Below are 18,109 nucleotides of genomic sequence, written 5' to 3' on the forward strand. Positions count from 1 at the left end.
TGGCCCCGGTCACTTCTTGTCGTCCTCGTCGTCCACGATCTCCGCATCCACGACGGTGTCGTCGCCGGACTCAGAGGTGGCCGACTCGGCGCCCTCTCCCTGCGGGTTCTGGGCCTGGGCCTGCTGGGCAGCGGCGTAGATCGCCTGGCCCATGGCCGACGCCTTCTGGTTCAGGTCGTCCATGGCGGCCTTGACCTCGTCGTCGTTGTCGGTGCCCTTGAGGGTCTCCTTCAACTTGGCGATGGCCTCGGTCACCGGAGTCTTGGTGTCCTCAGGGATCTTGTCACCGTTCTCGTCGAGCAACTTCTCAGTGCGGAAGGCCAGGGCGTCGGCCTCGTTGCGCATCTCGACAGCCTCGCGACGCTTCTTGTCGGCGTCGGCGTTGGCCTCGGCCTCCTTGACCATCCGATCGATCTCGTCCTTGCCCAGGGCGGAGCCGCCGGTGACAGTCATGGACTGCTCCTTGCCGGTGGCCATGTCCTTGGCGTGAACGTGGACGATGCCGTTGGCGTCGATGTCGAAGGACACCTCGATCTGCGGGATGCCGCGCGGCGCGGGCATCAGACCGGTCAGCTCGAAGTTGCCCAGCGGCTTGTTGTCGCGAACGAACTCGCGCTCGCCCTGGAAGACCTGGATCATCACCGACGGCTGGTTGTCCTCAGCAGTGGTGAACACCTCGGAACGCTTGGTCGGGATGGTGGTGTTGCGCTCGATGATCTTCGTCATGACACCACCCTTGGTCTCGATACCGAGGCTCAGTGGGGTGACGTCGAGAAGCAGTACGTCCTTGACCTCGCCCTTCAGCACACCAGCCTGCAGGGAAGCACCGAGGGCCACGACCTCATCAGGATTGACGCCCTTGTGCGGCTCCTTGCCGGCGAGCTCCTTGACGAGCTCGGAGACGGCGGGCATACGAGTCGAACCACCAACGAGGATGACCTCGTCAATCTGCGAGACGTTGAGGCCGGCATCCTTCATGACGGCGTTGAACGGGGTGCGGCAACGCTCGAGGAGGTCGGAGGTCAGGCGCTGGAACTCGGCTCGGGTCAGCTTCTCGTCGAGGTGGAGTGGGCCAGCGGCACCAGCGGTGATGTACGGCAGGTTGATGTGGGTCTCGGAGGCCTGCGACAGCTCGATCTTGGCGCGCTCGGCAGCCTCCTGCAGACGCTGCTTGGCCATCTTGTCGGCACCCAGGTCGATGCCGTTGGCGTTCTTGAACTGAGTGACCAGCCAGTCAACGATGCGCTGGTCCCAGTCGTCACCACCGAGATGGTTGTCACCGTTGGTGGCCTTCACCTCGAAGACACCGTCGGAGATGTCGAGCAGGGAGACGTCGAAGGTGCCGCCGCCGAGGTCGAAGACCAGGACGGTCTGCTCCTTGTCAGCCTTGTCGAGGCCGTAGGCCAGGGCAGCAGCGGTGGGCTCGTTGACGATGCGGTCAACGGTCAGACCTGCGATCTCGCCGGCCTCCTTGGTGGCCTGCCGCTGGGCGTCGGAGAAGTAGGCCGGGACGGTGATGACAGCGTTGGTGACCGGCTCACCGAGGTAGGCCTCGGCATCCCTCTTCAACTTCTGCAGGATGAAGGCGCTGATCTGCTGCGGCTTGTAGGTCTTGTCGTCGACGCCCATCGTCCAGGACTCGCCCATGTGGCGCTTGACGGATCGGACGGTGCGATCAACGTTGGTAACGGCCTGACGCTTGGCGACCTCACCGACGAGGGTCTCACCCGAATTGGTGAAGGCGACCACCGACGGGGTGGTACGAGCACCCTCGGCGTTCGGGATGACGGCGGGCTCGCCGCCCTCGAGGACGGCGACGCACGAGTTGGTGGTTCCGAGGTCGATACCGACTGAACGAGCCATGGTTGGTTTCCTCCTGATGGACGAATGTTCTGGGAAAGCATCCCCTTGAGCGACTTCGACTCAACCTTAGACCCTGAGTCGCTGTCACTCAAGTTGACGTCAGCTCATTTTTGAATGAAATTGAGTTCACCAGACTCAACCCATGAGAGAGCAGATCTATTCCCTCCCCGTGGACGATGCGCCGACCACCCCGAGGCCCCCACAACGAACCCGAGCCGCCCCCGGCGACAACGCTCCAGAGATGAAAAACACCGGACGGCGAACCGTCCGGCATCCTTCTCCGCACTCGTCAGCGCAGACCAGTGATCAGTGGAAGTACGGAATGAGCAGATAGAGGCCATACAGGACGACGAGCCCTGCGATGGCGATGGCTGTCCACCCGAGAGCAACGAGCCCAGCAGCCCCGTCACCTCCAGCCTCGGTGCGCGCATGAGCACGATCAAGCATCAGTGCGCCGCCCGAGACGACGGAGACGATGAGGACGGTGGTCGCAACCGTGACGATGGACACCAGTCCGAGTGAGGCCCAGTCAATGTTCATGCTGCAGTCCCCCCGGCGATGGCCGAGCCCTTGCGGACGCCGACCTGAGTGGAGTCGTTGACGTTGTTGTGGTCAACCTTGTGGTGGTTGGCCTGGCGGACGATGCCGGCGGCCATCACGGCCAGCAGGACGAGGTCGATGACGACACCCCAGGCGCCGGCACCGGCGATAGCCGAGGTGATGGCACCGACGAGAGCGGCAGCCGGCAGGGTGACCAACCAGGCGATGACCATCTTCCCGGCGGTGGCCCAGCGCACCTCGGTGCGGCGTCCGATTCCCGAGCCGAGAATCGAGCCGGAGCAGACGTGGGTGGTCGACAGGGCGAAGCCCAAATGCGAGGAGGCCAGGATGGCGGCCGTGGACGCCGTCTCGGCTGCGAACCCCTGCGGGGACTCGATGTCACACAGACCCTTGCCCATGGTGCGCATGATGCGCCAGCCACCGGAGTAGGTACCAAGACCAATGGCACAGCCGGCGGCCAGGATGACCCACCATGCCGGGCCGGTACCCGAGGCCTGGTAGCCAGCGGCGACGAGGACCAAGGTGATGACGCCCATCGTCTTCTGGCCATCGGAGGTGCCATGAGCCAGGGCGACCATCGACGCCGAGACCCTCTGACCATTGAGGAACATCCGCGAGGAGTGATGGGCGGTGTGGTCCGTGATGCGATACGCCAACCAGGTCGCCAGCAGAGCTGCAATTCCGGCAACGAACGGTGCCACCAGGGCCGGCAGGATGATCTTGCTCATGATCTTGCCGGCGTGGATGCCGCTCATGCCAGCCTCGACGAGGACGGCACCGATGAGGCCACCGAAGAGAGCGTGGGAGGAGCTGGACGGCAGACCGAACAGCCAGGTCGCGAGGTTCCAGATGATCGCGCCTATCAGACCGGCGAAAACCATCGGAGCAGTGACGAGTTGGTCATTGACGATGCCACCGGAGATCGTCTTGGCGACCTCGGTCGACAGGCAGGCACCAATGACGTTGAGGACGGCCGCAATGATGACGGCCACCTTGGGCTTGAGTGCTCCGGTTGCCACCGACGTCGCCATCGCGTTGGCTGAGTCGTGGAAGCCGTTGGTGAAGTCGAATGCCAGCGCCGTCACGACGACGATAACCACGATTAACAGAGTCGAACTCATGCAAGATCCTTCGTGCGGGCCGTAGCGCCCCCGGACGGCGAGCTGGGATCCCCCACTCCTCACCGGAGCGGGGCGGACGGCCGACCAGAACCCGGGAGCAGTTCCGGCCGTCTGACACGTTACGCCCAGTGAGCCTACGTTCGCGCGGCAGGCTCCCCACAAGCAACGACAAGGTGAACAATTTCACCGTCACTGCACAACCACGACAAAGTGTGCTTTCCGTGTACATGCATCCCACTAGGAACCGCGAAACCGCACCAAGACGTCAACGCGCACTCATGTTAACGAAGAATTCACCCCACCCTCCATCACAAACACATGCTCGCACCTCAGGCTGCGCACATCCACCTCCGATATGGCTCACAGGAACAGCACAGCTTCAACACACCCGATACGAGCTTCCGTCGTGGAACCCTTAATTCATGGCAATCCCACCGCAACCTCCCAGACTTACTCGAGCTGACGGGTCTCCCATCCGTGTTCTGGCTGTCGACGACGAGCCCAGCCTCACCGAGCTGCTCTCCATGGCCATGCGTTACGAGGGATGGGACGTCACCACCGCTGATTCCGGCGTTCACGCCGTCCGCGAGGCAAAGGCCACGCGCCCCGACGTCATCGTCCTCGACATGATGCTCCCCGACTTCGACGGCCTCGAGGTCATGCGCCGTATTCGCATGGATCAGCCCAACGTCCCGGTCATCTTCCTCACCGCCAAGGACGCCGTCGGCGACCGCATCGCCGGACTCACCGCTGGCGGCGACGACTACGTCACCAAGCCCTTCTCCCTGGAAGAGGTCATCGCTCGGTTACGCGCTCTGCTGCGCCGCTCGGGTGCAACCGAGCCCAAGTCCGACTCCACCCTGACCGTCGGCGACCTCACCCTCGACGAGGACTCCCACGAGGTGCGCCGCGCCGGCGAGGAGATCCACCTGACAGCAACTGAGTTCGAGCTGCTGCGTTACCTCATGCGTAATCCCAAACGAGTGCTCTCCAAAGCCCAGATCCTCGACCGGGTGTGGAACTACGACTTCGGTGGACAGGCCAACGTCGTCGAGCTATACATCTCCTACCTGCGCAAGAAGATCGACAAGGGACGCGATCCCATGATCCACACCATGCGTGGTGCGGGTTACGTTCTCCGACCTGCTGCGTGACAATGGCCAGGTGACCTCTCCCAACTCACCCGCAGACAGCCATGCGCCGGATCCATGCTGCGACGAAACACCGGAGGTCAGGTCGACAATCCACGACACCTGGCTGGATCATCCCATGGGTCGGCACACACTAGGGCATCAGCTCGTCGTCCGAGTGCTCGCCATCATCAGTGTGCTGGCCGTCGCGCTGGGAGGGGTGACGATCTGGGGAACGCATCAGATCCTCACGGATGGCCTTGACGAGCAGGTGATGGCGGCGGCCCACCGCCAGGAGGCGAACCCCATCGGATTGCCTGGGCCGACAGCCGGTGACGTGCTGGGAATCCAGGCGGGCACCATCTTCGCTGTCAAGGCCGATGGCGTCTGCCTCATGACGACCGTGACAGAAGGTGCCGTCCTCACCAAGTACTGCAACGCCGATGCCGGTGAACTGCTCGCCGTGCGTCAGGACAGCCGTCCCCACGACCTCAACGGGAACAATGGCACCGAGTACCGCGCACTGGCGGAGACACGTGACAATGTCAGCTACGTCGTCGCCCTGCCGCGGACACGACTTCTCAACGCCATCGAGAGGTTGTTGGCCCTCGAGGTCACCATCACTGTCCTGGCATTGGCCGTGGGATTCTTCGCGACGCGCGCCGTCGTCACCAAGTCCCTGCGTCCCCTCAACCAATTGGCCTCGACGGCGACGGTGGTCTCCGAGATGGACCTCGGCAGCGGCGAGGTCAACCTGCCGATCCGAGTCGATCCGGCACTGACTGATCCTCGCAGCGAGGTGGGGCAGGTGGGTCATGCCCTCAACCACATGCTCAACAATGTCGAGGGCGCGTTGGAGTCTCGTCAGCAGTCCGAGGTCAAGGTGCGTCAATTCGTCGCAGACGCCTCGCACGAGTTGCGCAATCCGTTGGCATCCATCCGTGGCTACGCCGAACTGACGAGACGACGGCGCGGCGAACTGTGCCCCGAAAGCCAGTTCGCGATGGATCGCATCGAATCTGAGGCGACGAGGATGAGTGCCCTCGTCGAGGACATGCTGCTGCTGGCTCGTCTGGACAATGACCAGAAACTTGAGCTGGCCCCCATCGACCTGGTCGAGGTCGTTCTCAACGCGGTCTCCGATGCCCAGGCAGCCGGGTCGGACCACATCTGGACCCTCGACGTACCCAACGAGGAAATCACGGTGATGGCTGATGCTGACCGGCTCATGCAGGTTGTCGTCAATGTGCTGTCGAACGCCCGAAAGCACACACCTGCAGGAGTGACGGTGCACACCACCGTCACTGCCGACGACGGGCGGTCCGTTGTCACCATCGCCGACAACGGACCGGGCATTCCGGAGTCGGTACGTCCCCTGATCTTTGAGCGATTCGCCCGGGCAGATGCGTCCCGCACTGCGTCGAAGGAGGGATCAACAGGATTGGGCATGTCCATCGTCGCAGCCGTCATGGTTGCTCATCAGGGCACTGCCAAGGTGGATTCGACGGACAAGGGGACGACGGTCACCCTGACCCTGCCATTGGTCGCCTGAGGACGAGGCGTCCGGATAGGGTGGATGCACTTGTTCCAGAGAAGGAGTTGGCATGTCCCCTGCCCCGCTGTCTGCCACCAAGCTGGCCGGCATGATCGATCACACCCTGCTGACCCCGGAGGCCACTCACGACGACGTCGCCAAGCTGGTCGGCGAGGCCAAAGAGTACGGCACCTGGTCGGTGTGTGTGTCGCCGTCGATGCTGCCGCTGAACCTCGACATGGGTGACGTTAAGCTGGCTGCGGTGTGCGGGTTCCCGTCGGGCAAACACACCAGCGCGGTGAAGGTGGCCGAGGCCCATGACGTCATTGCCGCCGGCGCCGACGAGGTCGACATGGTCATCAACCTCGGCATGGTGAAGGAGGGACGTTGGGAGGACGTCACCGCTGACATCGCTGCCGTCAAGCAGGCTGTTCCGGATCCGAAGATCCTCAAGGTCATCATCGAGTCGGCCGTGCTGACCGATGACGAGATCGTTCGCGCGTGCAAGGCCGCCGAGGGGGCTGGAGCCGACTTCGTCAAGACCTCGACGGGATTCCACCCGAAGGGCGGTGCGAGTGTCGAAGCTGTCAAGCTCATGGCCGCCACCGTCGGTGGTCGCCTGGGGGTCAAGGCTTCGGGTGGCATCCGCGATTACGAGACGGCCTGCGCGATGGTCGAGGCCGGTGCAACCCGTCTCGGTGTCTCGTCGACCGCCAAGATCCTCGCCGGAGCCCCCAAGGAGTGACGACGCTCGCGGCGTGTTCTCGCTGATGACCGGGACGGGTCGGTGAGATCCGTCCCCTGTCATGCCCAGGACCGTGGGGACGCGGTGTGTCGGCTACGGAAACTGCCAGTTGCACTTGTTCCGCCACCTGACCACTCACGCGCTCCACCTGGGTTTCGAGGAGGGATGACGTTGGGAGGAGCGAACGGTGGGAATAACCGCCGGCTTCCTTCTCGTCAGGACTCAGACCATCTGGGGCTCCGGGCTCACCTGCGCTGCGGCCTGTGCAGCAGCCTCGCGACGCTTCCAGTTCAGCAACCAGGACACCTCGTTGCACAACAACTGACGTCGTGACGCCGAGTAGTACGACCTCGACGAGTGACCCAGGCCGTCGTAGACGACGTTGTTGCCCATCACCCAGCACATCGCGTGGAATTCCTCGCCCGTCTCGTGGAAGAGCAGCGGGATCGCAAGCGGGTTGATGTCCAGGTCGGAGAAACGCTCGTCATAGACGACCACCTGCTCGACGCCGCGCAGGATGGGATGGTCCGCAGCCTCGGGTACAGGCTCGAAAACGGCGTAGGAACGCTCCGGGTGCCCGCTGACCCCCAGCACCCACTTGCCCCCGAGCACGGACGGCCACAGGTCCCAGTCACAGAAGGTGTTGCAGGCGGTGTGCAGACCGAGGATCGGCTTGCCAGCTTCGTGGTGCTCCAGAATCTTATTGTGGGCACGGGACCATTCGGGAATGTAATCCCATTCCTCCTCCGGATCGCCGCCACCGGTGTTGACGATGAGCAGATCCGCGTCAGCGAGGTGGTCCAGGGCCTCTGGCTCAGAGCACCTCACCTCCACCTGGTGACCACGCTCGGTCAAGATCTGGGAGACGGCCTCGGAGGTCGCGTCGAAGTCGTGGATGTCGTCGGCGTAACGCCCAGCCCCCGACAAAACGAGAATGTGTCCCATCGGATTTCCTTCCTGATCCTGGGTAGACCCAAAGGATCACACTAGGAGACTAATCCGCCGAGGACGAACTCAGTGACGTCACAGCTTGTTTTCGAAATTGCCTCCAGACGCCAGTGCGGTCACGTTCTTGACGATGAGTTCGTCGGCACCCAGGGGACGTCCGCCGGCAGAGTGAGGTGTGATGATGACGTTCTGCGCATCCCACAACAGCGAGTCTTTCGGGAGTGGCTCAGTCTCTGTGACGTCGAGAGCCGCACCAGCGATCATCCCGCTCTGCAGCGCATCCACCAGCGCGTCATTGTCGATCGTGACTCCACGCCCGACATTGACGATGTATCCATCAGGCCCGAGCAGAGCCAGTCGCTTCGCCCCGACGATTCCCCGAGTCTCCTCATTGGACGGAAGGATCTGAATGAGGATGTCGGTCTCGGGCAACGCCGCGTCAACGTCATCAACCGCGATGACCTCGTAACCGCCCCGGCGCCCAGCCTGATGAGCAACCCCACGCACCTCCGCACCCAAGGACGTCAGATGTGGAGCCAAGGTCTGAGCGATGGATCCGAATCCCCAGACGAGCACATTGGCGTCAAGCAGGGTCGTCACCGGGCCGTCCGGATGAAGGGGCCGGGGACCTCCCAGCTCCGAAGCCCATCGGTGCTCCTGTTGAGCGGCAGTCGTCTTGGGAAGCTCCCGTACCAGGGCCAGTACGAGGGCCAATGCGTGCTCGGCAACCATGCGAGAGTGCAACCCGACGCCAGTACACAGCACGACATCCGAGTCAAAACCAGCACGCAACAGGGAGTCCGGACCAGCAGCCAACCCCTGCACAAGTCGTAGATGGGTGAGCTTACGGGCATGCTCGGCAAGCCACTCCTCCGTGGCCGCCCAGGTGACGAGCACCTCAGCATCCAGATGCTTATCCGGAATCGCTGAGCTGGCGTCGTACACCACCGCCTCGACCCCGCCAGGAAGGTGAGGATCCAAGATCATCGAATCGGGAAGAAGGACCTTCATGACGCCATCGAACCTTCCACGCTCAGCTCCTCAACCGGCTTTCCCACAGCGTCCTGCTCCAGACGCAAGTCACGTCCGCGGGTCTCTGGGGAGGCAATCGCAGCAATCAGTGACAGACCAATGAAAACCATCATGTACACCGCCACCGGCCACCAGGAACCAGCGAACTTGGTGACGAGCGCCGAACACACCAGAGGGGCAATGCCACCGCCGAACACCGAGGAGAACTCACGGGCCAGAGAGATTCCTGCGTAGCGGTAGCGCGATCCGAACATCTCGGCGTAGAAGGCTCCCTGGCTGCCGACGGTGCCATATCCAGCAATCATGAAGCCGAGCACGACGGCAATCGTGATGAACACCGGGTTCTTGGTGTTGAGCATGGCGAAGGCCGGGATCGGGAACAGGAAGAGGAATACCAGCACGCTGATGATCACGGGCTTGCGTCCGACGCGATCGGTCATCCAACCGGAGAACACCGTGAAAATGCAGGATGCCAAGGCTCCGATGAGCAGGACATTCGGGATGAACTTGGGTTTCATACCCAACCACGTCACCAGGTAAGACCCCATGAACACTTGGTAGATATAACTCTGCGCGTTGGATCCCATGTTGATGAGGAAGATTCGCCACAGCGCCGGACGTCCGTGACGAAGCACGTCACCGATCGGGGTGTCATCACGACCGATGCGAGCGGCCTGGGTCTCTTGGAAGACCGGGGACTCAGCAAGGTGACGACGCAGGATGTAGGCCGCCACCGTCACCACGGCGGAGGTCCAGAACACGGCGCGCCATCCCCAAGTGTTGAGAGCGTGATCGGTCAGGCTCTGAGCAACGATCCATGCGACCGCACCAAGCACCGACCCCAGGGCCGCACCAGCGAACACCAGCGCGCAGTAGAGACCGCGTCGACTCCGTTTGACCGTCTCAGCAAGCAAAGTGACACCACCTGCCTGCTCAGCTCCCGCTCCGAAACCCTGCATGATGCGCAGGATGAGCAACATGATTGGCGCCCAGATACCAATGGTGTAGTAGCTGGGGATGAGGCCGATACAAAAGGTCGCAGTTCCCATCAGGAACAGCGTGGCGATCATGACCCACTTACGGCCCATCCGGTCGCCAAACCGGGCGAAGAAGAGACTTCCAAGCGGACGGGCCGCAAAGCCGACGGCGTAGGTCGCCATCGAGGCGATGACGCCGACAGCCGGAGACACCCTTGGGAAAAACAGGGTGTTGAAGATGATGGCGGATGCCGTGCCATAAATGACGAAGTCGTATTGCTCGAGCATGGTGCCGATGAGGCCAGCAAGCGCAGCTCTGCGCACGGTGGCCTGATCGACTGTCGGTTCCTCCGAGAGTGGGATGGGAGAGCTCATACATCGAACTCCATTTCGCTAGCCGGAACGCACTAACCGTTGTGCGGAACACACGATACATTCTTCGGAAACCTGATTCATCATCACCGAAGAGGGGCTGACAAAATGGCACTTGTGAGCGGTTCTCAGGATCGTCCCCCCAGCACCTCCTCGACTGGCATGGCCTCCACCGTCGAATCCATCGACCGGGCTCTGCAGATCCTTCAGCTGCTCGACAGTTCCGGCTTGGAGGGTCTCCAGCTGGCAGAGATCTCACGACGACTCGGCTTCACGAAGGCCACGACCCATCGCGCCCTCAGCACCCTTCGCGTACGCAACTTCATCGCCCAGAATGACGACGGCAACTACCGGCTCGGGTCTGCAGCCATCAACCTCGGTGCCGGGATGATTTCCTACAACAACCTCGCGGCCACCGTTCATGCCGCCCTCGTTGGCCTGTGCAATGAAGTCCACGAACTCGTCCATCTGGGAGTTCTCGACGGCACTGACATCCGCTACCTCGACAAGGTCGAACCCCAGCGTGCCATTCGTGTATGGTCCACGATCGGCGGACGCGTTCCCGCAGCGATCTCAGCGATGGGACGTGCGATCCTCGCTTTCCGCGACACGTCCTCGACGGCCCTGATCCCCTACACAGAAGCCCTGTCAGCTCATCCCACGGCCTGCCATGACAACATTCATGCCAAGATCATTGAGGCTCACGAACGTGGATGGGCCCTCGAATACGAGGAGAACGAGCCCGGCATCGCCTGCCTTGGAGTTCCGCTGCTCGCCCATGGAACAGCAATCGCCGCCATCAGCGTCACTGCCCCCTCCGAGCGCATGACCCCGTCGCGTCTGACTGAGATTTATGACGCGATGACCCGAGTGCTTCCTCCCCTGCTCCCTGCCGGAATGACGGTGTCACGCATAGAATCCTCGGATTGACCGGGCTTACGCCTTCCTCCGGTGCTGACCATGACAAAGGACCCCCGCGGATTCCTCGCGGGGGCCCTGATGGCTGGCGGACTCGTTTGTCAGCCTTGGTAGGCCTCAATGGTGATGACGACGCCGTCACCCAGATCGACGGCATCACCGATGGCCAGGTCGATCGTCTCACCACTTTCCAATCGCAACGGGTCCTGGCCGATGCGGCGAACGACGGTGCCGTTCGTGGAATGCATGTCAGTGACCTCAATCCCCCACTGCCCCAAAGCGAACTTCACGTGGGTACGGCTGATGTCCTGGCCAGGAGACGGAACGCGCATGATCTCCTCGCCATTCTCGGCCCGCGGGGCACGCCCGACGAGAACCGCACCCTTGAGATGGGTGGCCTCTCCGGTCGTCGAAACCAGGGTGGCAGCCGCGGGATCTGACGGCGGGGACAGTCGACGGATCGCCGAGGCCGACGCGCCGCGCCAGTCCCCGTCGTACCGCGAGTCGCTCTGAGACTGCTCGGGAGGCACGGGCTGTTCCGACTGCTCTGTCTGCTGAGGCTGCTGGGGTACTGCCCCCGGAGCAAGTGCGGAGACGACGCCCTCGGGCTCGGGCTGCACTCCCACCGGCTGAGTACCGGTGTGCACCTCGTCATCGCCTCCCAGGCCGTCGTCCTGAGCGCGGACTGGCGCAATGTCCTCACGAGCGACCGCGGTCTCAACGGACTCCGGCTCGGCGGCTCGGGCCGGGACGGGGCTCACGGGTTCCTCGATGTCCGGGGCCACCTCGTCACCATCACTCACCACGTCCTCGTCAGGCACGACAGGCTCAGCCGGAATCGGAACTCCGGTCAGCGCGGACTCAGCAACCGGCTCCGGCACGACAACCGGGTCGGGAGCCTCACCTGGTGCCGGAACCTCGACGAATCCGGGCGCATCTTCGTCGTCTGGCTGCCACTCCTGATCGGTGAGCTCGCGAGCTTCCTCGGTGGCCTCCGAATCGTCGGCCCCCCGCTCCTCAGGCTCCAGAGTCCACGGTTTGAGGGCGTCGTCGGAACTCGCCAACACCCGCGGACGGTGAACCTCGCCGCCCTCCCGAACGACGAAAGGCTCAACCTTGCCGGTCGCGTCGATGATGATCTTGCTCGCCTGGGCAACCCCCAGCAGCAACGGCATGGACAGCCGCTGCTCGGCCTCTTCCATCTCGACGACGACGGTCGATGGGTCGAGCTTCTTCTCGCTCCACGTCAACAGACCGTCGCCATGGTTGACGACCTCACCGGTGGAGGCATCCTTGACAACGACCTGACCGCGGGCCATGGAGAACATCTCGCCGTCGACCCAGAAGAACAAGCCCAGGCTCGGCATCTTCGCCAGCCCGATGAGCGACAACGTCTCCACGAGCGACTGGGGATCATCGGCCTCGGCCACCTGCCGCCAGATGGACGACACCAATCCGGAATGGCGCGGCGCAGCCGGCTGCATGATGACGAGGCTGCTCGGCCCGGCCAGCACCACCCAGGAACCAGGGGTGTAGGTGGCACGCCAGGCACCGAAAGTCTGGGACATTGATCCTCCAGAAGTCGAGGCACGATTGTGGCCATTATTCCGCGGACATGGAGTTGAAGTCGACAAAACTCCCCGATCGCACACGTATTGAGGAGTATGCAATGACATATTGCGGCCCCTCCACCGCGGTGGAGGGGCCGCAATTTCACATCAGTGACGTGATGGAGCCCTCAGACTCACTTCTCCTTCTGGGAGATGACGGCCTGGGCCGCGGCGAACCGAGCGATCGGCACACGGAACGGCGAGCAGGACACGTAGTCGAGCCCGGTCTTGTTGAAGAAGTGGATCGAGTCAGGATCACCACCGTGCTCACCACAGACGCCCACGTTCAACTGCGGGTTGGTCTTACGACCCTTCTCGACAGCCCCGGCGACGAGCTGGCCAACACCCTCCTGGTCGATCGAGGCGAACGGGTTGTCCTTGAGGACCTTGGTACGCAGGTACTCGGTGAGGAAGCCGTTCTCGGCATCGTCACGGGAGATGCCCAGGGTGGTCTGGGTCAGGTCGTTGGTGCCGAAGCTGAAGAAGTCGGCAACCTCGGCGATCTTGTCGGCGACCAGGGCGGCACGCGGCAGCTCGATCATGGTGCCGATCTTGACGTCGACCTTGGTGCCGGCGGCCTCGAACTCCTCGTCAATGGCCTGCTGGACGATGCGACGATGGGTCTCGAGCTCAATCGGGGTGAAGACCAGCGGGATCATGATGTTGATCTGGACGGTTTCCCCCTCCTTCTTGAGCACCGCCAGGACAGCGCGGATGATGGCGCGAGCCTGCATGTCGGGAATCTCCGGGTACAGCATGCCGAGGCGGCAGCCACGGGTACCGAGCATCGGGTTCTGCTCGTGCAACTTCTTGACCTGGGCGAGCAGACGACGCTCCTTGTCGAGCTCGTTCGGATCAGCGCCCTGATCCTCCAGCTTCTGGACCTTGAGGGACTGCTCGACGAGGTTCGGCAGGAATTCGTGGAGCGGCGGGTCGAGAAGACGGACGGTGACGGGCAGGCCCTTCATCGCCGTGAAGATGCCCTCGAAGTCGCCCTGCTGCATCGGCAGGATCTTGTCGACGGCAGCCTGGCGCTCCTCCGGGGTGTCCGCGGTGATCATCTCGTGCATGGCAGGCAGACGATCGGCACCGAAGAACATGTGCTCGGTACGACACAGGCCGATGCCCTCAGCACCCAGCTCACGAGCCTTCGCTGCGTCGGTGGCGTTGTCGGCGTTGGCCTCGACGCCGAGATGACGGATCTCGTCGGCCCAGGAGAGGACCTCCTCGAAGTCGGCGTTGATCTGCGGCGGGATGAGCGGCAGGCCCGCAGCGAAGACCTCACCGGTCGAGCCGTCGAGGGTGATCATGTCGCCCTCGTGGATGACGGTGTCACCGATCGTCAGGGTGGCGGCCTTGGCATCGATCTTGATGCCGCGAGCACCAGCGACACAGGGCTTGCCCATGCCACGGGCGACCACGGCTGCGTGGGAGGTCATGCCACCGTGGGCGGTCAGGACGCCCTGGCTCACGATGACGCCGTGGATGTCATCAGGGGTGGTTTCGAAGCGGATGAGGACGACCTTCTCGCCCTTGGCGCCACGCTCAGCAGCGACGTCGGCGTCGAAGACGGCCTCACCAACGGCGGCACCCGGGGAGGCAGGGAGGCCCTCGGCGACCGGCTGCTCGGTGTGGTTCGGGTCGATGGCCTCGTGCAGCAACTGATCGAGCTGTGCGGGCTCGATCCGCATGAGGGCCTCTTCCTTGGTGATGACGCCCTCGGCGACGAGGTCACGGGCCACCTTGAGAGCAGCAGCGGCGGTGCGCTTGCCGTTACGGGTCTGCAGCAGGTACAGCTTGCCGTTCTCGACGGTGAACTCCATGTCCTGCATGTCGCGGTAGTGCGACTCCATCTTCTTCATGGTGTCGATGAGGTCGCGGTATGCCTCTGGCAGCACTTCCTCCATCTCGGCGAGGGAGCGCGGGGTGCGAATGCCGGCGACGACGTCCTCGCCCTGGGCGTTGACGAGGAACTCACCGTAGAGCTCCTTGGCGCCGGTGGCGGGGTTACGGGTGAAACAGACACCGGTGGCGGAGGTGTCACCACGGTTACCGAACACCATCTGCATGACGTTGACGGCGGTACCGAGGTCGTCCGGAATCTTGTTGGCCTTGCGGTAGACGAAGGCGCGCGGGTTGAGCCAGGAACGGAACACGGCGTCGACGGCGCGCATCAGCTGCTCGCGCGGATCCGTCGTCCAGTTACCTCCGAGCTGCTCGTTGGACAGCTTCTTGAAGGTGTCGACCAGGCCCTTGAGATCATCAGCAGTCAGATCCGTGTCGGACTCGACGCCCTTCTCCTCCTTGAGAGCGGTCAGGGCATCCTCGTAGATGTGGGCGTCGATGCCCTCGACGACCTCGCCGTACATCTGGATGAAGCGGCGGTAGCAGTCCCAGGCGAAGCGCTCGTTGCCGGCCTCCTTGGCGACGGCCTCGACGGTGTCGTCGGAAATACCGAGGTTGAGGATGGTGTCCATCATGCCGGGCATCGAGATGACGGCGCCGGAGCGAACCGAGACCAGGAGGGGCTTGTCGACGTCGCCCAGGCCACGACCGGTGCGCTCCTCCAGACGCTTGAGTCCGTCCCACACCTGAGAGTCGAGGCCCTCCGGCCACTCTCCCTTCCTCGTCATGGTGTCCACGCAGGCTTCAGTGGTGACGGTGAATCCGTCGGGCACCGGGACGCCGAGACGCGTCATCTCGGCAACTCCTGCGCCCTTGCCGCCGAGCAGCGGCTTCATCTCCGCGCTGCCCTCGGACAAGTCATACACGTAACGGTCAGTCATGACTGATCTCCTTCGATCTGTGCCAGCCTGTTCATCGATTCACGGCGTTCGGACCCGTGCGACTGCGCAATGAGCCCGAGGCCCAGCCCACCATAGGGCCGGATGTCGTCATTCTCTCACGCTCTCGTCCCATTTTCACGAGTAGGAGCAACCAAGGATGACGAAGTAACTCATGTCTCGTCCGGGCTCGCCGGAGCGGGGCGTGACATATCTCCCACCTTTGTCGCAGATGCTTCCCGACTATCTTCCTCGAGCCGCGGATTCTGGTACCCGGCCAGCGACACGATGCCTCCCACAACCAACACGACCAGCATCTAAGACGGGCAAGGGACAACGACGTGACCTGGGGCAAGCCAAAACCGCTGGCCGTCCCCGATCATCCTCGGGTGATCAAGGTCTAGTGCGATAGGACCCTGCCGGCTTGCGCAACCTCGTCCCGGCCGTTTTGGCTCTCTGGTCGACGATGTCGATGACCTTCGTCGCGGACTCCTCCAGGGCCAGACCCGTGGTGTCGATGATGGGGCAACCCAGTCGTCGCTGGATCCTGCCAACCTCGTCCAGCTCGTCGTAGATCGCGGCGAGGTCGGCGTAACCGTCCTCATTGCCGAAACCTCCCAGCCCGCGGACCCGACGTCCACGGATCTCCAGCAGCCGCTGGGCGTCGATCGTCAAGCCGACGATGCGCCAACGATCGACCGCCGCCAACTCGACTGGCGGGGCGATCCCGGGTACGAGCGGGACATTGACGGTCTTGTAGCCGAGGTAACCCAGGTAGATCGACAGCGGTGTCTTGCCCGAGCGGCTCACACCCACCAGGCAGATGTCCGCCTCGGTCAGGCGATCGGGGATGGCGCCGTCATCATTACGAACCGCGAACTCCATGGCGGAGATACGGGTGAAGTAGTCGGCCTCAACGCCCACGGGACGACGCGGGACGGCGTCGGCGTCAAGGCCAGAAGCCTCCTCCATCGCGTCGAGCATGGGGCCCATGAGGTTGACCTCGCGGATACCCATTTCCTCGCAGGCATCGGTGACCATGTGGCGCATGTCGGGCAGCACGAGGGTGTGCACCACGCACACCCACTGCCCCGCGTCATGGGACTCCTTGACGGCCTCCAGGGCCGCAACCATTTCCGGAACGGTGCCGATCATGGGATGGCGCACGATGTGCCAGTGGACCCCTTCGAACTGGCTGCGGGCGGCGCGGGCTAACCGAACGGCGGTCTCACCCGTCGAATCGGCGATGACGTGAATTTCCAGGGGCGACTCTGCCATGTCGCCATCCTAGAGCGGGGCCGGTATCGATCGAGTACTCGTTTGATCAAAAAAATGCCCATGTCAACGTCACCATCGCCTGTTTGGACCGTTTTCTGGCAGCTCCGTGTAGTCATCGCAGGTATGACCATCCTCCGGCACACCTGTTGCGTCCATCTCTCGGCTGTGTCCGGCACCCGTGGTCTGGGAGACTGCCACCATGGACACCGCCACCCTGGACCCCGTTGACGAACTCATCGTCGCCGAATCACCGCTGGCCAAGGCTGTGTGGGTGCTAGGTCGCCCTTCCTTGGTGCCATTATCCGGCAAAGGCGCCACGGCGTGGTCTGACGACTGCCGCGACCTCACCGCGATCCCTGAGGGTATTCGCCTCAACCCTCTGACGACAGAGAAATGCAGCACCCCGGTGGTGTGGATGGGCCTGCCCTCCAGTCTTGACGAACTCGACGAACTGCTCGGTATTCTCTGGCGACTTCTCGGACCCGATGCCCACATCGTCGCAGGCGGACGCATCAAGCACATGGCCCGGTCCATGAACGACGTCGCTGCCCGCTGGTTCGACGACGTCCACGCCAGCCTCGGAGTACGCAAGGCCCGCGTGCTGCACTTCTCGTCTCCTCGGGAGCACCCGGCCGTCACTGGGGAATGGCCGCGCGCCAACACCGTCAACGGCCTGATGATCCGAGCCCATGGCGGCGTCTTCCACACCACAGGCCTCGACGCCGGAACGTCTCTGCTCCTCGATCACCTCGACGCCATCGCGGCCGACGTCAACACCGACGTCGTCGATCTGGGGTGCGGCAACGGCATCATCTCCGCACACCTGGCACGCAGACTCCCAGACGCTACCGTCCACGCCACCGATGTCTCCTGGCAGGCCGTCGACTCGACTCGTCTCACCGCCAGGGCGAACGGACTCGACATCGTCACCCATTGGTGTGACGGATTGTCCGTCCTGTCCGACCAGAGCGTCGACGTCGTCGTCACCAATCCGCCCTTCCATCGCGGAACCGCCCAGGACCACGCCCCGACCCTGGCCATGCTGGCCGACGCCGCTCGCGTGTTGCGACCCGGCGGCAGCCTGTGGTGTGTCTACAACAATCACCTGCCATGGGCATCCCATCTACGGCGCACGGTCGGGCCGACTCGCCAGGTCGCGCGGAACCGTCAGTACACCGTCACGCGGACAGTCCGCGGGTAGGCGATCATGCCGAGGAGCGGAACCCTCACCCGACGG

14 protein-coding genes are annotated in these 18,109 nt (G+C 63.3%); 5 read left to right on the forward strand and 9 right to left on the reverse strand.

The features are described 5' to 3' along the window. Positions 1-9 precede the first annotated feature (9 nt). The 3 genes from dnaK to AC6I1W_RS00860 form a co-directional block, all read right to left on the reverse strand. On the reverse strand, positions 10-1,863 hold the full coding sequence (gene dnaK / locus AC6I1W_RS00850) for a molecular chaperone DnaK (protein ID WP_016666227.1): 1,854 nt from the start codon (positions 1,861-1,863) through the stop codon (positions 10-12). A 306-nt stretch (positions 1,864-2,169) separates the two neighbouring features. Next, positions 2,170-2,403 carry a hypothetical protein gene (locus AC6I1W_RS00855; protein WP_016666228.1) on the reverse strand — a complete coding sequence of 78 codons (234 nt, stop codon included), beginning with the start codon at positions 2,401-2,403 and terminating at the stop codon, positions 2,170-2,172. Then, positions 2,400-3,545 (reverse strand): inorganic phosphate transporter, encoded by a 1,146-nt coding sequence (locus AC6I1W_RS00860; protein ID WP_065673547.1) that lies wholly within the window; start codon positions 3,543-3,545, stop codon positions 2,400-2,402. The genes AC6I1W_RS00855 and AC6I1W_RS00860 overlap by 4 nt, the downstream gene beginning before the upstream one ends. Positions 3,546-3,967: 422 nt before the next feature. Between AC6I1W_RS00860 and AC6I1W_RS00865 the strand changes: the two genes are divergently transcribed. The 3 genes from AC6I1W_RS00865 (at position 3,968) to deoC (ending at position 6,954) form a co-directional block, all read left to right on the forward strand. Beyond that, a complete protein-coding gene (locus AC6I1W_RS00865) occupies positions 3,968-4,699 on the forward strand; it encodes a response regulator transcription factor (RefSeq protein WP_036975505.1) in 732 nt (243 codons plus the stop codon). 115 nt (positions 4,700-4,814) lie between these two features. Further along, positions 4,815-6,227: a sensor histidine kinase gene (locus AC6I1W_RS00870; RefSeq protein WP_462552710.1), complete on the forward strand. Its 1,413-nt coding sequence runs from the start codon at positions 4,815-4,817 to the stop codon at positions 6,225-6,227. Between the two features lie 52 nt (positions 6,228-6,279). Beyond that, complete coding sequence (gene deoC / locus AC6I1W_RS00875; RefSeq protein ID WP_117189432.1) at positions 6,280-6,954, forward strand: deoxyribose-phosphate aldolase; 675 nt, start codon at positions 6,280-6,282, stop codon at positions 6,952-6,954. 222 nt (positions 6,955-7,176) lie between these two features. On the opposite strand, the gene AC6I1W_RS00880 is transcribed toward deoC, so the two are convergent. The 3 genes from AC6I1W_RS00880 to AC6I1W_RS00890 form a co-directional block, all read right to left on the reverse strand. Beyond that, positions 7,177-7,899, reverse strand: a complete 723-nt coding sequence (locus AC6I1W_RS00880) for a ThuA domain-containing protein (RefSeq protein WP_117189433.1) — start codon at positions 7,897-7,899, stop codon at positions 7,177-7,179. 78 nt (positions 7,900-7,977) lie between these two features. Continuing rightward, positions 7,978-8,913, reverse strand: coding sequence for an NAD(P)-dependent oxidoreductase (locus tag AC6I1W_RS00885; RefSeq protein WP_117189434.1), 936 nt, complete (start codon positions 8,911-8,913; stop codon positions 7,978-7,980). After that, positions 8,910-10,286 carry an MFS transporter gene (locus tag AC6I1W_RS00890; RefSeq protein WP_117189435.1) on the reverse strand — a complete coding sequence of 459 codons (1,377 nt, stop codon included), beginning with the start codon at positions 10,284-10,286 and terminating at the stop codon, positions 8,910-8,912. Before AC6I1W_RS00890 ends, AC6I1W_RS00885 begins: the two co-directional genes overlap by 4 nt. A gap of 114 nt (positions 10,287-10,400) precedes the next feature. Between AC6I1W_RS00890 and AC6I1W_RS00895 the strand changes: the two genes are divergently transcribed. Further along, the gene (locus tag AC6I1W_RS00895; protein ID WP_171048626.1) at positions 10,401-11,213 is read left to right on the forward strand and encodes an IclR family transcriptional regulator; all 813 of its coding nucleotides are present in this window, start codon (positions 10,401-10,403) and stop codon (positions 11,211-11,213) included. Positions 11,214-11,302: 89 nt separating this feature from the next. Here AC6I1W_RS00895 and AC6I1W_RS00900 read toward each other — a convergent pair whose 3' ends face one another. The 3 genes from AC6I1W_RS00900 to AC6I1W_RS00910 form a co-directional block, all read right to left on the reverse strand. After that, positions 11,303-12,769 carry an FHA domain-containing protein gene (locus AC6I1W_RS00900; protein WP_493536883.1) on the reverse strand — a complete coding sequence of 489 codons (1,467 nt, stop codon included), beginning with the start codon at positions 12,767-12,769 and terminating at the stop codon, positions 11,303-11,305. 176 nt (positions 12,770-12,945) lie between these two features. Next, positions 12,946-15,597, reverse strand: coding sequence for a pyruvate, phosphate dikinase (ppdK, locus tag AC6I1W_RS00905; RefSeq protein ID WP_016666236.1), 2,652 nt, complete (start codon positions 15,595-15,597; stop codon positions 12,946-12,948). Positions 15,598-15,987: 390 nt separating this feature from the next. Then, positions 15,988-16,872, reverse strand: a complete 885-nt coding sequence (locus AC6I1W_RS00910) for a pyruvate, water dikinase regulatory protein (protein WP_016666237.1) — start codon at positions 16,870-16,872, stop codon at positions 15,988-15,990. A 199-nt stretch (positions 16,873-17,071) separates the two neighbouring features. On the opposite strand from AC6I1W_RS00910, the gene AC6I1W_RS00915 reads away from it, so the two are divergent. Then, complete coding sequence (locus AC6I1W_RS00915; RefSeq protein WP_462552704.1) at positions 17,072-18,073, forward strand: class I SAM-dependent methyltransferase; 1,002 nt, start codon at positions 17,072-17,074, stop codon at positions 18,071-18,073. Positions 18,074-18,109 lie beyond the last annotated feature (36 nt).

Source organism: Cutibacterium sp. KB22876 (assembly GCF_059728865.1).

Bases quoted from the DNA above. Each gene is read 5' to 3' on its own strand.
- AC6I1W_RS00915 (WP_462552704.1), top strand. From the start codon at position 17,072: ATGGACACCGCCACCCTGGACCCCGTTGACGAACTCATCGTCGCCGAA.
- AC6I1W_RS00910 (WP_016666237.1), bottom strand. From the start codon at position 16,872: ATGGCAGAGTCGCCCCTGGAAATTCACGTCATCGCCGATTCGACGGGT.
- AC6I1W_RS00870 (WP_462552710.1), top strand. From the start codon at position 4,815: ATGGGTCGGCACACACTAGGGCATCAGCTCGTCGTCCGAGTGCTCGCC.
- AC6I1W_RS00885 (WP_117189434.1), bottom strand. From the start codon at position 8,913: ATGAAGGTCCTTCTTCCCGATTCGATGATCTTGGATCCTCACCTTCCT.
- AC6I1W_RS00855 (WP_016666228.1), bottom strand. From the start codon at position 2,403: ATGAACATTGACTGGGCCTCACTCGGACTGGTGTCCATCGTCACGGTT.
- AC6I1W_RS00900 (WP_493536883.1), bottom strand. From the start codon at position 12,769: ATGTCCCAGACTTTCGGTGCCTGGCGTGCCACCTACACCCCTGGTTCC.
- dnaK (WP_016666227.1), bottom strand. From the start codon at position 1,863: ATGGCTCGTTCAGTCGGTATCGACCTCGGAACCACCAACTCGTGCGTC.
- AC6I1W_RS00880 (WP_117189433.1), bottom strand. From the start codon at position 7,899: ATGGGACACATTCTCGTTTTGTCGGGGGCTGGGCGTTACGCCGACGAC.
- deoC (WP_117189432.1), top strand. From the start codon at position 6,280: ATGTCCCCTGCCCCGCTGTCTGCCACCAAGCTGGCCGGCATGATCGAT.
- AC6I1W_RS00890 (WP_117189435.1), bottom strand. From the start codon at position 10,286: ATGAGCTCTCCCATCCCACTCTCGGAGGAACCGACAGTCGATCAGGCC.
- ppdK (WP_016666236.1), bottom strand. From the start codon at position 15,597: ATGACTGACCGTTACGTGTATGACTTGTCCGAGGGCAGCGCGGAGATG.
- AC6I1W_RS00860 (WP_065673547.1), bottom strand. From the start codon at position 3,545: ATGAGTTCGACTCTGTTAATCGTGGTTATCGTCGTCGTGACGGCGCTG.
- AC6I1W_RS00865 (WP_036975505.1), top strand. From the start codon at position 3,968: ATGGCAATCCCACCGCAACCTCCCAGACTTACTCGAGCTGACGGGTCT.